General features: G+C 67.4%; 16 protein-coding genes. 5 read left to right on the top strand and 11 right to left on the bottom strand.

Translation table 11 applies throughout. From position 1 onward, the window contains the following. Positions 1 to 95 precede the first annotated feature (95 nt). Both ACQR03_RS01140 and ACQR03_RS01135 read right to left on the bottom strand, forming a co-directional pair. Positions 96 to 278: a hypothetical protein gene (locus ACQR03_RS01140; protein WP_316185263.1), complete on the bottom strand. Its 183-nt coding sequence runs from the start codon at positions 276 to 278 to the stop codon at positions 96 to 98. A gap of 45 nt (positions 279 to 323) precedes the next feature. Then, a complete protein-coding gene (locus tag ACQR03_RS01135; protein WP_316170307.1) occupies positions 324 to 1178 on the bottom strand; it encodes an HWE histidine kinase domain-containing protein in 855 nt (284 codons plus the stop codon). A 501-nt stretch (positions 1179 to 1679) separates the two neighbouring features. On the opposite strand from ACQR03_RS01135, the gene ACQR03_RS01130 reads away from it, so the two are divergent. From ACQR03_RS01130 to ACQR03_RS01115, 4 genes are all read left to right on the top strand, one after another. After that, positions 1680 to 2093: a hypothetical protein gene (locus ACQR03_RS01130; protein WP_315714984.1), complete on the top strand. Its 414-nt coding sequence runs from the start codon at positions 1680 to 1682 to the stop codon at positions 2091 to 2093. Positions 2094 to 2259: 166 nt separating this feature from the next. Beyond that, complete coding sequence (locus ACQR03_RS01125; protein WP_315714985.1) at positions 2260 to 2445, top strand: hypothetical protein; 186 nt, start codon at positions 2260 to 2262, stop codon at positions 2443 to 2445. Between the two features lie 157 nt (positions 2446 to 2602). Further along, a complete protein-coding gene (locus ACQR03_RS01120) occupies positions 2603 to 3139 on the top strand; it encodes a thermonuclease family protein (RefSeq protein ID WP_316185395.1) in 537 nt (178 codons plus the stop codon). 116 nt (positions 3140 to 3255) lie between these two features. Further along, positions 3256 to 4353: a D-alanine--D-alanine ligase family protein gene (locus ACQR03_RS01115; protein WP_434841537.1), complete on the top strand. Its 1098-nt coding sequence runs from the start codon at positions 3256 to 3258 to the stop codon at positions 4351 to 4353. Between the two features lie 25 nt (positions 4354 to 4378). Here the strand turns inward: ACQR03_RS01115 and ACQR03_RS01110 are convergent, their stop codons facing one another. From ACQR03_RS01110 to ACQR03_RS01070, 9 genes are all read right to left on the bottom strand, one after another. Next, on the bottom strand, positions 4379 to 5578 hold the full coding sequence (locus tag ACQR03_RS01110; protein WP_316202224.1) for an efflux RND transporter periplasmic adaptor subunit: 1200 nt from the start codon (positions 5576 to 5578) through the stop codon (positions 4379 to 4381). A gap of 2 nt (positions 5579 to 5580) precedes the next feature. Then, on the bottom strand, positions 5581 to 7947 hold the full coding sequence (locus ACQR03_RS01105; protein WP_434841579.1) for an ABC transporter permease: 2367 nt from the start codon (positions 7945 to 7947) through the stop codon (positions 5581 to 5583). Beyond that, positions 7941 to 8702, bottom strand: a complete 762-nt coding sequence (locus tag ACQR03_RS01100) for an ABC transporter ATP-binding protein (protein ID WP_316170311.1) — start codon at positions 8700 to 8702, stop codon at positions 7941 to 7943. Before ACQR03_RS01100 ends, ACQR03_RS01105 begins: the two co-directional genes overlap by 7 nt. Before the next feature lie 166 nt (positions 8703 to 8868). Next, a complete protein-coding gene (locus ACQR03_RS01095; protein ID WP_315714813.1) occupies positions 8869 to 9141 on the bottom strand; it encodes a hypothetical protein in 273 nt (90 codons plus the stop codon). Positions 9142 to 9333: 192 nt separating this feature from the next. Beyond that, entirely contained in the window at positions 9334 to 10581 is a 1248-nt protein-coding gene (locus tag ACQR03_RS01090; protein ID WP_434841538.1) for an extracellular catalytic domain type 1 short-chain-length polyhydroxyalkanoate depolymerase, read from the bottom strand. Positions 10582 to 10585: 4 nt separating this feature from the next. Then, complete coding sequence (locus tag ACQR03_RS01085; protein WP_315714988.1) at positions 10586 to 11026, bottom strand: CopG family transcriptional regulator; 441 nt, start codon at positions 11024 to 11026, stop codon at positions 10586 to 10588. Positions 11027 to 11473: 447 nt separating this feature from the next. Then, the gene (locus ACQR03_RS01080; protein ID WP_315826297.1) at positions 11474 to 11887 is read right to left on the bottom strand and encodes a GFA family protein; all 414 of its coding nucleotides are present in this window, start codon (positions 11885 to 11887) and stop codon (positions 11474 to 11476) included. Between the two features lie 18 nt (positions 11888 to 11905). Next, the gene (locus ACQR03_RS01075) at positions 11906 to 12385 is read right to left on the bottom strand and encodes an SRPBCC family protein (RefSeq protein WP_315826298.1); all 480 of its coding nucleotides are present in this window, start codon (positions 12383 to 12385) and stop codon (positions 11906 to 11908) included. Then, entirely contained in the window at positions 12382 to 12711 is a 330-nt protein-coding gene (locus ACQR03_RS01070) for an ArsR/SmtB family transcription factor (RefSeq protein ID WP_315714817.1), read from the bottom strand. Before ACQR03_RS01070 ends, ACQR03_RS01075 begins: the two co-directional genes overlap by 4 nt. A gap of 1001 nt (positions 12712 to 13712) precedes the next feature. Here ACQR03_RS01070 and murI point away from each other — a divergent pair. Continuing rightward, positions 13713 to 14510, top strand: coding sequence for a glutamate racemase (gene murI / locus ACQR03_RS01065; RefSeq protein WP_316202225.1), 798 nt, complete (start codon positions 13713 to 13715; stop codon positions 14508 to 14510). The last annotated feature ends 10 nt before the right edge of the window (positions 14511 to 14520 follow it).

The raw sequence follows: 14520 nt of genomic DNA, 5'->3' as shown, positions 1-14520 counted from the left end.
GCGTTTCGTGCCGGCGATCAAGCCGAGCCCCGTTCCGCGCGGCGGACAGACAATTCGAACGCGCGCATATCCGATGGTCGCGGCGCCGCCGGCTCTCAGTCATCGATCAGCGGGATCACGACATGGTTCAGCACATATTCCGTGCCAATCCAGGTGATGGTGATTGCCAGCAGCAGCAATCCAGCCAGCAGCAGCATGTCGCGCCGTTCCATCGAACACATACGCAGCAGCGCCGCTGCGCGTTTCGCATCGCAGCCATGCCACGCGCCGCGAGACATGCGACAGCCTGTGAGGAACCGCGCGCGGCGACCGCCGGTCCGCCGTCACATCGCCGCTTCGAACCTGATCCGGCAGACCAGACCCTCGTCACGAAAATCCTGCTCGATGCTGCCGCCGATCGCCGCGAGGCTCGCCCGGATCATGCGCGTGCCGAATCCCTCGCTCCCAGGCGGCTCGATTGCGTGCGGACCGAGCTCGCGCCAGGCCACGGTGCCGCGACCACCTTCCTGCGCAATCTGGATCTCTAGCCGTCCGCCCTGACCGCGCAGCGCGCCGTATTTGACGGCATTGGTCGCAAGTTCGTGGAACACCAGCGCGAGATTACGCACCGCTTCCGGCCCCAACGGCATGTCCGGGCCGTCCACCGTCACGGCGCCGGAGGCGCGATACGGCTGCAGCTCGACGTCGAGCAGCATGCGCAAGGTCATCAGGCGGTGGTCCGACCAGGCGAGACTATTGGCGCGCGCGACGGCGTCGAGCCGCAGCGCGATCGCTTCCCCTTTGGCGCGATCCTCGCCCGACAGGCTCGATCTGACGATCGCCTGAAACAACGCGAGCTGATTGTTCACGCGATGTCTCAGCTCGCCGAGCAGCAACTCGCGCGCATGCTCGCTGCGCTTCAGCTCCATCAGCGCGCCGCGACAGAGATGCCCGAGCCAGATGATCAGCGCCGCGGTGCTCAGGAATCCGACGAGGTTGATCGCCTCGGCATGATCCGGACGATCGGTGAAGCCGACGAGCACCACGGTGGCAGACAGCCAGGCGGCAAAAATGGCCGCGGGAATGCCGCCGAGCAGCGCGGCGAACACCACCGCAGGGTAGAACGTCGCGTAGGGCAGCGTCGCGCCGGCATAGTCCAGCCCGATCCGGCCCGCGGTCGAAATCGCGACGGCGAGCATGGTGAGCAGAAACGTGGTCGCCGACCACTGTCTGCCCCGAACGATCCAATCTGAGAAACTCCGACCCGCGCGCACGATTGACCCCGAGCGCAAGGTCTATCGCCGGACGCCTGCTGGAACAAGCTGAAGCAACTGCCGCATGGGCGCAAAAATTTTAGGAACTTTTGCCGCGCCGTTGCGTTCGACGGCCCTGTTGCGCCAGACGGAACGCATCATGCCGCGTGGTGGGAGAAGCGACCGCTGCGCCGCCACCGGCGAGCGTGACTACATGGCCCCTGGCGCCCGCAGCGCCTCTGCTCGACACCATCAGCGCTACTCCGCGTCGCGTCGGCGCAGCACGAATGCTGGACGTTGCATGATGAGCTCGTCGCCGGCTGCGCCGATGAACTGAAAGACAACGGTATCGGAACGCTGCACGCGAGAGAGCTTGTATCCAGCGCCTCTTGCTGCGCTAACCCTAGCGGCTTGCCGCTGAGCGCCGCAGCGTCGATCATGGCGGTCATGACGACGAAATCGCGCGAGAGACTCTACGGTGCCGGCATCCGCATCGCGCAGGAGCAGGCCGCGCGCGCGCGCAAGGAAGCGGATCGTCTGGCCTGCGACGCCTGGAACAAGCGGATGCTCGGCTACAAGGGACCGGCGCAGCCGTCGCCGCTGCTCGGCGACGCGCTCAACGCGGGCTATTACTATCTCGAAGTGCGCTGCCTCGGCTGCGACACCAATCAGACCGTTGCGCTCGACATCATCAGGCGCGCCAAGACGACGCCAATCCATGAACTCGAGCGCTACATGCGCTGCCAGGACTGCTCGCGGCTGCGCGGTCGTCCCTACAAGCGCAGCGCGCTGGTGGCATTGCGCGAGACCAAGATCTCGGCCGCGCATCCGGCCTCGACATGGTGGCCCGGTGAACGATAGACAGTCGAATGCCGAGCGTCGCGTCATCTCGCATCCCCATAGAGGTACTCCGATCAGGCGCTGACGGCGCCGCTCGAAAAAATGCATGGACACCCGGAACAATCATGACGATCCGTTGTTTCGAAAACTTGCCGGCGCGGCAGGGAAGCGGAACATGTCAGAGTTGATGACCCAGCCGGACAAGCTGCGGGCCGACGCAGCGGAATGCGCCCTCATTCGTGATCTCGCCACCGACCGCGACAAGCGCGAGCTGTTCGCGCGCCTGGCCGAGCATCTGAGCATGCTCGCCGCCGAGGTCGAGCACGCGGCGCGCGCACGGGATGGGCACGCAGAGAATGCGAGCCTGCGCTGAACCGCGACGCTCGCCGGACGAACTGCGCCGATTGCGCTCCGCTGCTGTTGCGGTGCTCGCCACACAATCGCGCACCTCCCATTCGCTATAGATCGGGATGATCCGCGATCGATTCGCGCAGCGAGCGATCACGCCCCTCTCAGCGCCACAGGTGCCGATCTTGCGACGTCTCCTCCCCCGTCTCGCCTGCCTCGTTCTGCCGCTTCTCCTCGCTTTCCCCGCCACAGCCGCTGAGCTCGTCGGCCGCGTCAGCATCGTCGATGGCGACACGCTGGACATTCACGGCGAACGGATTCGCCTGTGGGGCATCGACGCGCCCGAAAGCGCGCAGCTCTGCCGCGGCCGCGACCGCAAGCCATATCGCTGCGGCGCGCTGGCCGCCAACACGCTGGACGCGTTCACGCGCAGCAAGGTTCTGCGCTGCCTGCCGGTCGATGGCGATCGCTACGGCCGCATCGTCGCGCGTTGCGCCGCCGGCGCGACGGATCTCGGCCAGTTCATGGTGTCGCGCGGGCTTGCGGTCGAGGAGCCGCAATATTCGCGCGGCGTTTACACCGCCGATCAGCGCGCCGCCCGCCGCGCCGGCCGCGGCATCTGGTCGGGCCGCTTCATCGAGCCGCCGCTCTATCGGAGCTGCATGCATGCCGGCGGCACGACGTCGGTGTGCTCGGACGGCGGGATCGGCTGGCGGTGAGCGCCGCCGCATGACGACGTCGCCTTCCACCACACCCGACACAACACCTCAATTGCCACGCGTTGGCCTCTGGCTGTACGGTCGCGCATCGCAGAGATCAGGGCTGGATGAGGACGATGACGGAGACAAAGACGCGCGTGGCGATCCTGTTCGGCGGGCGCTCGGCGGAGCACGACGTCTCGCGGGCCTCGGCGGCCAACATCGTCCGCTCGCTCGATGCCGGCCGCTACGCCGTCACGCTGATCGGCATCACCACCGACGGACGCTGGGTGCTCGCCGACGCTGCGAATGACGGCACAGGCGCGGCGCTGACCGTACCCGCTGACGGCCCGCAGATCGTGCTGCTGCCGGCCGGCCAGGGCCGCGCGCTGGTCATCGGCGACGGCGCCCCGCGCGAGCTCGCCTTCGACGTCGTGTTTCCGGTGCTGCACGGTCCGAACGGCGAGGACGGCACCGTGCAGGGCGCGCTGGAGCTCGCCGATGTCGCCTATGTCGGCGGCCGCGTGATGGGATCGGCGGCGGCGATGGACAAGGACGTCGCCAAGCGCCTGCTGCGCGATGCCGGCCTGCCGATCGTGCCGTTCGTCACCATGACGGAAGCGTCGCCTGTGACCTATGCGGCGGCGGTCGACGCCGTCGGGTCATCCGAGCTGTTCGTCAAGCCGGCCAATCTCGGCTCCTCCGTCGGCATCTCCAAGGCGCGCAACGCCGAGGAGTTCGAAGCCGCCTGCCGCCTGGCGCTGCGCTTCGACCTGAAGATCCTGATCGAGCGCTGCATCAGCCCGGTGCGCGAGATCGAATGCGCGGTGCTGGAGCATGCCGACGGCGAGATCGCCGCCTCCGAGCTCGGCGAGATCGTGCCCGCCGACAGCCACGGCTTCTATTCCTATGAGGCCAAATACACCGATGCCAAGGGCGCCTCGCTGCACGTCCCGGCGCAGGTCGAACCCGCTCTCGCCGCGCGCATCCGCAAAATGGCCACCGAGGTGTTCGGCGTGCTCTGCTGCGAGAGTCTCGCGCGCGTCGACTTCTTCGTCCGCGGCGAGGAGGTCTACGTCAACGAGGTGAACACCCTGCCGGGCTTCACCAACATCAGCATGTACCCGAAGATGTGGGAGGCCACCGGCCTGCCCCAGCCGGCGCTGATGGACAGCCTGGTCGCACACGCGCTGGCGCGCCATGCCCGGCTCAGGCAACTGGCGTCGCAGCGCTGAGGAACGCGTCTGCGGCCGCCGCAGGTCAGCGCGGCGCCACCTTGACGCCGGCGGCGACCCGGTCACTGGGATAGATGATCACGACATCGCCGCTGGCGACGCCGTCGGCCACGGCGGCGAACCGGCCCGAGCGCCGGATGAGCCGGACGGTGCGCAACTCGGCGCGCCCATCCTTCAGCGCGAACACCGACCAGTCGTCACCGCGCTTGAACAGCGCGCCGGTCGGAACGATGGTCGCATCCTCCTGCGTGAAGACGACGATCTGCGCATCGAGCTGATAGGCATCGCCGAGCCGCTGCCATTGCTCGGCCGGCGAGACGATGTCGATCAGCACGTTGACCCGCTGCTCCTCGACGCCGAGCGTGGAGATCTTCGTGAAGGCCGCCGGCTCGACCCGGCGAACCCGGCCCGACAGGCGGCCTGCCCCGCCCCAGCGATCGATCGTGACCTCGGCGCCGGGACGGATCTCGACCGCGTCGGTGCTCAGCACGTCGATGACCACTTCGAGATCACGGGGATCGCCGAGCTCGAGCAGCGCCGCGCCTGGCTGCACCGTCGTCTCGCTTTCCTGGATCACTTTCAGCACCAGCCCGCCGACCGGCGCGGTCACGCTCCAGCTATCCGCCGGCGCATCGGCATCGGTCTTGCTCCCGTAGCGCGCCAGCATCGCCCTGAGCTGGCTGAGCTCGTGCTCGGCGGCATGGTCGGCATATTCGGCGGCGCGCAGGTCACGTTCGGCAATCCGCATCGCGAGCTCGGCGCGCTCCCGGGCCTGCGCCGTCGCGGCTCCGCTGGCGGCCAGCGCCGTGGTACGCGCCAGATCGGCGCTCGCCTGTGCGCTCTGCGCCTGCGCTCGGGCCACTACCTCCTTGGCGCGCTCGACATTGGCCTCGGCCGCACCGAGCAGCTCCTCGACCTCGCGGCGGGCCCGCGGATCGAGCAGCGGCGCCGGCGCCGGCATGATTGTGGCGACCACGTCGTCGGCCTTGACCTGGTCGCCGGCCTTGAAGCGGATGCGGCCGAGACGGCCGGCGAGCGGCGCGGCCACGACGTAGCGCTGGCGCACCCGCGTCTTGCCGTCGTCCTCGACGGTGGCAACGAACCGCCCTTTCGTCACCGCGGCCGTCTCCACCGGGACGGGGCCGGGCATCAGCATCCAGGCGATGACGGCGGCCGCCGCCAGAACGCTCGATACGATGACGACGCGGCGCAAAACGGGTGGCATGCTCATTCCCTGGTCTTGAGGGCCGCGACCAGATCGAGCTGATCCACCCTCCTGCGGACGATGATGGCGCTGATCGCGGCGCTGGCCAAGACCACCGCTGTCGCGATCAGGTAGGTCTGCGGCGCGATCACGCCCGGGATCTGGAAGCTCTCGCTGGAATGCAGGCGCGCGATCAGCCCGATGATGGCGTGCGACAGCCACAGGCCGAGCGGAATCCCGACCGCGATGTCCAGCGCGAACTCGCCGAACAGGATGCCCGCGACCTCGCCGCGAGTGAAGCCCAGCACCCGCAGGCTCGCGAGCTCCCAGGCGCGCTCCTGCAGGCTGATGCGGGCGCTGTTGTAGACCACGCCCACGGTGATGATCGCGGCGAAGCCGGTGAGGATGCCGGCGGTGACGAACACGAGGCCCGCGATCTTCTCGATGAAGGATGCGAGGGTGTAGGCCTTCATCGTCACGGATTCGATTTTCGGCATGCTCTTGAACCTCGCGCCGAGCGCAACCAGCGCCGCCGGCTCGACCTGGAGGCTCGCCGCCGAGATCACCGCGCCTTCGCCGGTGAAGCGGTTGAGCGTGTCGATGTCCATGTAGGACGCCATGCCGATCGCCTCGTCGACGATGGCGCTCACCGGCAGGTCGCGCCGCCGACGGTGGCCTTCCATCGCCTCCACCGTCACGACCTGCCCTGCGCTCAGCGCCAGGCGCTCGGCAAGGCGTCGGGTCAGCGTGATGCCATCGGGCACAGCGACGATCGGACGGCGCGCGGAATCGTGCGGTCGGCGCAGCTCGTCGGCGGCCGCCAGTCCGATCACCGAGGTGAGGTAGCTTTGGTGCCCGGCGCGCAGGCGCACCGGAACGATGCGCTGGCCCTCGATCGCGAGCACACCAGGCTGGCGCGCCAGGTCACGCAGGATCGCGCGGTCCATCGGATGGATGAAAGTGATCGTGGCGTTGCCGCGCTCGACCAGATTGAACTGCAGCTCGATCATCTCGCCGATGGCATCGCGCCAGAAGATCCCGAGCACCATCATCGGCACCGCGAAGGCGATGCCGACGATGGTGAACAGCGAACGGAACGGCCGCCCCGCGACGTTGCGCAGCATCATCATCCGCCGCGCGCCGAACGCCGTGCCGGGCAGGATGCGCTCGATCCAGGAGCGGCGGAACCCCAGCGGCATCGCGGGCCGCATCGCCTCCGCCGGCGCAAGGCCGACGACCTCCTGAAGCGCCGTGACGACACCGAGGGCGCCCGCCGCGACGCTGATCGCGACACCGGCCACCGCCGCCCAGGGCGCCAGCCGAAACGGCAGCTCCGGAAGACGGAAGAACCCCTGATAGCTCGCGATCATGGCATGGCCGAAGCCGACGCCGCCGGCGATGCCGAGCACCGATCCGATCAGCACGATGACCAGCATCAGCTTGAGATAGTGGAAGGTGAGCCGCAGCGTCGGAAAGCCGAGCGCCTTCAGCGCCGCGATCTGCTCGCGCTGCGCGGCGACCAGCCGCCCGAGCGCGCCGTTGAGCAGGAACGTGGCGACACCGAAGAAGATGATGGGGATGGTGATCGACATCACCTTCTGCTGGTTCAGCTCGTCCTCGAGAAAGCGGTTCGACGGCTGGTCCCGCCGCGCGATCGCGCCGATCGAGCCATAGGGCTCGAGCAGCCGGTCGAGCTCCTCGATCACGGGCTTGGGATCGACACCCGGAGCGAGCGCGACCACGGCATCGTTGAACGCCCCTTTCATGTCGAAGGCGGCCTCGGCCGCGCTCCGGTCGACCCACAGGATGGCGTAGAGGCGATCGTCGGGGATCGGCAATCCCGGCTTCACCGCGTAGACATATTCCGGCGACAACGCGATGCCGGAAACCCGGAAGCCCTGCACGCGGCCATTGAGCAGCACGCGGATGTCGTCACCCGGACTGACGCCATTGGCCTCGGCAAACGCCTCGTTGACCGCGGCGCTGCGGGCGGCACCCGGCTCGGGCGCGGCGCCGCGGCGCAGATGCAACCGCGCCAGGGGCTCATCGCCGGCGTGGGTCAGCGACACCAGGCGGGCCGAGACCGGTTGCGAGACGGCCGGCCAATCGACGATGACCTCGCGCACGATGCGCGGCTCGACCGCGACCACGCCAGGAATGGAACTGAGCCGCGGCACCAGCGCCAGCGGCGCCCGCTTCAGCGTGACGAAGATCTGCGGAAACCGGCCGTCGGCATAGAACTGCTCGCAGCCGCCGCGCAGGGACAAATAGGTCGAGACCGAGCCGACGAACACGGCGACACCGGCCGCCACCAGCAGCGCGATCGTGACCACCTGTCCGCGCATCGCGCCGACGTCGCGCCACAGCTTGCGGTCCAGCAGGCTCACCAGCGCACCTCATCGGCCGAGAGGCGCCGCGCATTGCGCGTCTCGCCGACGATGCGTCCGCCGCCGAGCCGCAGCACGCGATCGGCCATGCCGGCGATCGCCGCATTGTGCGTGATGATGATGGTGGTCGTCCCGAGCTGCGCGTTGGCGCGCGCGATCGCGGCGAGCACGACCTTCCCCGTCTCATAGTCCAGCGCACCGGTCGGCTCGTCGCACAACAGCACGTCGGGCGCCTTGACCATGGCGCGGGCCACCGCGACGCGCTGCTGCTCGCCGCCGGACAGCTGCGAGGGAAAGTGGTCGATCCGCCGCTCGAGGCCGACGAGCTTGAGCACCTCGAGCGGATCGAGCGGCTTGTCGGCGATCTCGGTGACCAGCGCGACGTTCTCGAGGACCGTCAGACTCGGGATCAGGTTGTAGAACTGAAACACGAAGCCGACATGCTCGCGCCGGTAGCGCGTCAGCTCGGCATCGCCGGCGCCGACCAGTTGATGATCGCGCCATTGCGCTTCGCCCGACGTCGGGCTGTCCAGTCCGCCGAGGATGTTGAGCAGGGTCGACTTGCCCGATCCCGACGGCCCGAGCAGCACCACGAGCTCCCCCTCGTAGATGTCGAGGTCGACATCGCGCAGCGCATGCACCTCGACCTCGCCCATCCGATAGGTCTTCGAGAGCTTGCGCGCGCGGAACACCGGTGCGGCGCCGGGCCGATCAGAAGGCGCGGCAAGGCCCCCGTCGTTGGTGACGGCCGAACTCATCGGGCTGCGGTTCCTGCACCAAAGGCCCGCATCGAACGTGCGAGACGTCTCACGCCTGAATCCTCGACATCGGATGACATCCCCGACCATCGGTCGGCAGCCATCGCCATCCGTTGATGCATGTCAAGCTGGCCACATCATCCCGTGGCCAACGCGCTGATGCCCATCAGACCGCGGTCGCGATCACATACACCAGCACGGCTGCGCCGAGGCAGCGGCGCCAGGGGTTGACGCCGCGCAGGAGTTCGTCGAACGCCCAGACGAAGAGACTGGCTTTGACCAGACAATCCAGATTGGCGCCTGTCTGACCCGGCGGATGCCAGACCCAGCCGACGAGGCTGCCCGCCAGCACGATCCAAAGAGCGGGGTTCGGCATCTGGGCGATCGTGATCTCGCCGGTCGCGCGATTGCGGAAGAACCAGTTCAGGAATCGCGACATCGGACCACCCGCGTTCGTCGTGACATGGTCATTCGCCCTCCCGAGGACGACACCCGCCAGGATATTCGTGCCCGCTTAACGGGGGAGATGCATCATGGTTGCTGGTAGCAGCGACGCGCAGATGTGCAGATGTCTTGACCTCGCAAGACGGAATGCAGCGCCACCGGCATTTTCACGGGCGCCGTTGTCTTGCTAGTCCGCGCATGAATGCGCGAGGAAGAACCGCAGCATCTCCCGCGTCGCATCCGGTCCTTTCGGATCGGTGTAGGATCCGGCCGGACTGCCGCCGGACCAGGCGTGAGCGGCGCCGTGGACGGTCCAGTGCTCCGACGTCACCTTCCCGCTCGGCTCGGTCAGAATCGTCCGCGTATAGGCATGGCCACCAGGCACCCGCCCGTGCACGACCGACGATGTCCCGCGCATGGCGCCGGTCGCCTGCGCAACGACCCGGTCGCCGTTGGCGGGATGCACGGTCGTGTCGCGATCGCCATGGAAGACGATCGTCGGCACAGCCGATCTCCGATCCGCCGTGTGGCCGGCGCCTTGGCGCATCGCCATCAACGCCGAGGGAAGATCGCGCGCGGCCCCGCAGGCGAGACCGGAATGGACGCCCGCCGCGGCGTAGAGATCGGGATAGGTCGCGGCCATGATGGCGGCCGTGGCGCCTCCGGCCGACAGGCCGGCGACATAGACGCGCCTGGGATCTACAGCATGGTCGCGCATCACCTGGCGGGTGATGCCCGCGATCAGCGACGGCTCGCCGCCCTCGCGCTGCTGGTCGCCGGTGCGAAACCAGTTCCAGCATTTCGACTGATTGGCACCGCTCGGCTGCTCCGGATAGACGACGAGGCAGCTCTGCTCCTCGCCCAGGAAGTTCATCCGTGTGCCGGCCGCGAAATCGTCCGCCGACTGTGTGCAGCCATGCAGCATGACGACGAGCGGAAGCTGACGGCCCTCGGCCCTGCTGGGGATCAACAGCTTGTAGCTCCGGCGTCCCGCCGCATTGCCGAAGCTGGCCTGGACGAATCTTGCACCTTCGGGGGTGGTGTCGCGCGCCGAAGGCGCGCGCAGATGCGGACCTCGCAGGCCGAAGCCCGGCAGCTCGCCGAGATCTTCGCGCCGGACGGGTCGCTGGCGCGCCTGAGCGGGCTTGGCTTGCCATGGTTTGGCTTGCGATGGCTTGTGCGATGGCTTGGCCTGCATGGCGCGCGCTTGCGCCGGGGCAACCTTCGCGGACGGCCGGTCGCGCTCACTGACGCGCGTCGCCTGTCCCTCGATGGTCGGGGGCGCGAGCCGCGCCGGCGCTGATCGCACTGGATCCGCCGCTGCCGCCGGTGCGCTGTCGCCGCGCAGCATACGTTGCAGCAACGCCGTGGCCTCGCCCAACTGGCCGGCCCGCGTCAGGCGCGTCGCTTCGCGCATGATCTCTGGGTTCAGCATCGCGCTACCTCATTCTGTCGGCGAGAGCGGCCTTGACCGCGGGGGTGGCATGGAGTGCGCCCAGCACGGAGACCGAGGCGACGGTGGCGCGGGCCAGCTCGGGCGTCACATCGGCGGCGATGGTGGCAAGCCCAAGCACGTTGATTTGCAGCATCTGCCCTGCCCGCTGCGCCGCTTCGAGATCGGCGCGGCTGTAATGCCGCAAGCCGAGGTCCAGGCTGTTGCGCACCGTCGACTGCCTGACCACGTCGGCGTGCCGGTCGAGCTGGTTGCGGATCGCCGTGCGGATGAAATCGGTGCGGTTGGAATAGAACCCTTCCCGCACCATCAGATCGACCTGACCGAGATCGACGTAGCCGAGATTGACGGTGATCTTCTCGGTGTCCGGGACTTTCCCGCGGAGTGGGTGGACGTTGTCGGGCACAGCGGCATCCAATTCCACCATCCACCGGGATGGTGCATGGATGGCATATGGATGCCCACCGTTGACATTCAAGGCGCAAGCGCAATGTTCCGCCAGGGAACCGGTGATGCCGCGAGCTTCCTGTCGATCCTATCGCCTGCCAGCGCGGCCCGGCTCGATGCAGCAACCGAGGAAAGGGCCGGTCCAACATCGGAGGGGCAAGATAGAGCGTGCAGTCGCCACTGCCCCACCGCCGCGCACGCCGTCGTTAGTGTAGTGCACAGTAACCCCGGGGCCGTAACCCTGGTCATCGTCGAAGGCGGACGATCCAGTACGCCGAGGTTTTTCGGTTCGGTATCTTCTGCAGCAGAATACTGGATGCTCCGCTTTTGGCGGAGCATGACAGCATTGGAGACGGCGAGAGCTCATCCCACGGCCAATTGCCGATTCTCAGGAAATGCTCGTCTCGTTCGCCCCAAGCACCAAGACTCACCGGGGCGGCATCTTCTCGAATTTCGGCAGCGCCGGATCGAGGTGATCCCAGGCGTATCCGGCTGATGTCCACGACACCAGTTGCGGCTTGTAGCGGCCGGGGTCGTCGAGGCTGGCCGGCGGGACGATGAACACCTCGGGCATCGCGGGAAATGTCAGGTGAACGTGCGAGCCGCAGGTCGGACAGAACGCGCGCCGCTTGACGGTGCCGCCGTCGCCTGTGGTCTGCCAATGCGACACCTCGCCTTCGACCCTCACCTCCGCCGCGACGAAGGTCAGGTGCGATTGATGCCCGGTGCCGCTGTCGCGCTGGCATTGCCGACATTGGCAGTCCAGCATCACGGCCGGCTCGCCCGTGATCTCGTAACGCACCGCGCCGCAGGCGCAGCCGCCGGCATAGGACTTCGTCATGTCGCTCTCCTGCTTGTTTCAATGCGGCCGCTGCGATGACGCCTGTTCGGCGGCGATCTGATCGAGCTTCTTGACGACCGTCTTCCAGCCCTCGCCCATCTTGCGATAGGCGGTGTCATTGGTCGGCAGCACGAAGCCGGAATGCACCAGGCGAAGGCGCGTGCCCGTGTCCGCCTTGGAAAGACTGAAGGTGACCACCGTCTCCAGCTTCGCGCCGTAGCCGACATTGCTGTCGTGGCCGCCCTTCCACGCGTAGGACAGCCGCTCGTTCGGCACGACCTCCAGCACCTCGCAGTGAATGGTGCCATCCCATTGGCCGGCCGGCGTCGTTTGAAAGGTGAACCGATTGCCGATGATCGGCTCAAAGCCCTTGGGCGCCATCAGCCAGCGGCCGATCAGCTCGCCGTTGGTCAAGGCTTTCCAGATGATCTCCGGCGCATGCGGAAAGATGTTCTCGACGACAATGGCCCGCGTATCCGCGTTCACGGCTTGGTTCATGGATCGATGTCCTTCAGCAGGTTTCTCAGATTGGCAAAGCGGTCGCGCCAGAACGCGCCGTAATGGCTCATCCAGTCGGCCAGCGGCTCCAGGCCGCGTGGCTCCGCGCGGTAATAGACCTTGCGGCCCTCGGGGCGCTCGCAGACCAGGCCGGCCTGTTTCAAGGATTTCAGATGCTGGGAGATCGCGCCCTGCGTGACGGTGCTGCCGCGGGTGAGTTCGACGACGGTGATCTCGTCGGCCTCGACGATGCGCTCGAACACCGCACGCCGCGTCGGATCGGCCAGCGCGCGCATGACGGCAGTGATGGGTTCAGGCTGGATCATGGAAAAACAATAGCAATCACTAATCAATTAGTCAATGCTAATATTATTGGAAAGACCGCCTGGCATTTCGCCATGGCAAGGGGAGCCAACCTCACGGCTAAATCGCCCACTCGAAAATCCGAATTTTTGTTCTTCCGTTTTTCAGAATTTGATGCTATGGTGTCGCGTCCCGCCTCGATTGAGGGGCGTTTCGCGATCGTCACGAACGTTGGGTGCGGGATGCGGTGGGCGTGTCGGGTTGCAGCATGAGCAATCATGCCGACGAACGATCCGATGCGCACGGCGAAATCGTGTGGTCCTGGCATCCCGGTGCTGATGCCAAGCCGGCGCTGCAAGTACGACGAGCGCGCTGGCGACGGGGGCAAGAAAGCCGATCCCCGGGGAGATCACGTATAAGCCGTTCAAACCATTGCGCGGGGAAGGCCGGGATGATCCGGCCCGTACCTGTGGTTCCTGCCGCCTGCATTTTTTTCGCAGGCGGGCCATGGGTGCGACCGGCACCCGGCCTTTCCCGCGCCCTCATTCTGAAGAGGGCGATCAGACGAGCAACACTCGGACGCGGAAGCGGGCGCGAGGATGAGAGCACATGTTTCAGCGTCATTCATGTTTCAGCGTCATTGCGAGGAGCGCAGCGACGAAGCAATCCAGAGTCGTCGCGAGACTCTGGATTGCTTCGCTCGGCATGACGCCTCCATCTCCACTGTCGTCCCGGGCAAGCTGCGGCAACGCGTCAGCGTTGGCGCGGCGCCGCCCCCGGGACCATACTCCGCAGCGGTCGTGTGACGCACGCTGGAGCGTCCAGCTCGCACGCCCAACCCCGCCGGTGGTTATGGATCCCGGCGTTCGCCGGATGACACTGAGATTTTGACAGCCACCGTGGCCCCAATGCGCAGCTTTGAACCTTCGCCCCCGCTGCCCGAACACACCCAAGCGCCTCATTCCCGCCAAATCCCGCAGAAAAACCGACTGAATCCGCCTCCCCGATCCGGTAGACTCGCCGCGTGACCCATCGCCCTACGATTCTCGTCTTCGACTCAGGCCTCGGCGGCCTGTCCGTGCTGCGCGAGGTGGTGCGGGCGCGGCCCGATGCCCACTACGTCTATGTCGCCGACGACGCGTTCTTTCCGTACGGCCATCACAGCGAGGCGGCGCTGATCGCCCGCGTGGTGCCGCTGATGGGCGAGTTGATCGCCGCGCACGAGCCGGACCTCGTCGTGATCGCCTGCAACACCGCCTCGGTGCAGACGCTGGCGCCGCTGCGCGCGGCCTACGCGACGCCGTTCGTCGGCACCGTGCCGGCGATCAAGCCGGCCTGCGCGCAATCCCTGACGAAGCGCGTCTCCGTGCTCGGCACCAAGGCGACGGTGCAGCGCGAATACACCCACGCCCTCATCCGCGACTTCGCGCGGGGCTGCGCCGTCACGCTGGTCGGCTCGCCGGAACTCGCGTCACTGGCGGAGGCCGCGCTCAGCGGAACCCAGGTCAGCGACGCGGCCATTGCCGCCGAGATCGCGCCTTGCTTCGTGGGCGACGCCGCCGATCCCGCGGGCCGGACCGACACCGTCGTGCTCGCCTGCACGCATTATCCGCTGCTGCTCGACCGGCTCGAACGCCTGGCGCCCTGGCCGGTGACCTGGATAGATCCCGCGCCCGCCATCGCGCGCCGTGTCGTCGACCTGCTGGGCCCCTCGGCCGGCGGCCCCGACAATGGCGGCGCCACCATGATCTTCACCTCGAGCAAGCCACATCAGCTCGGCCGCGCGCTCACGCCCTATTTCGGCGGCCGCGTCCCGGCCTGACGGAGACCGC

This window comes from Bradyrhizobium sp. HKCCYLS3070 (assembly GCF_051167575.1).
GTDB lineage: Bacteria > Pseudomonadota > Alphaproteobacteria > Rhizobiales > Xanthobacteraceae > Bradyrhizobium.
This window is presented reverse-complemented; position numbering and strand designations above follow the sequence as displayed.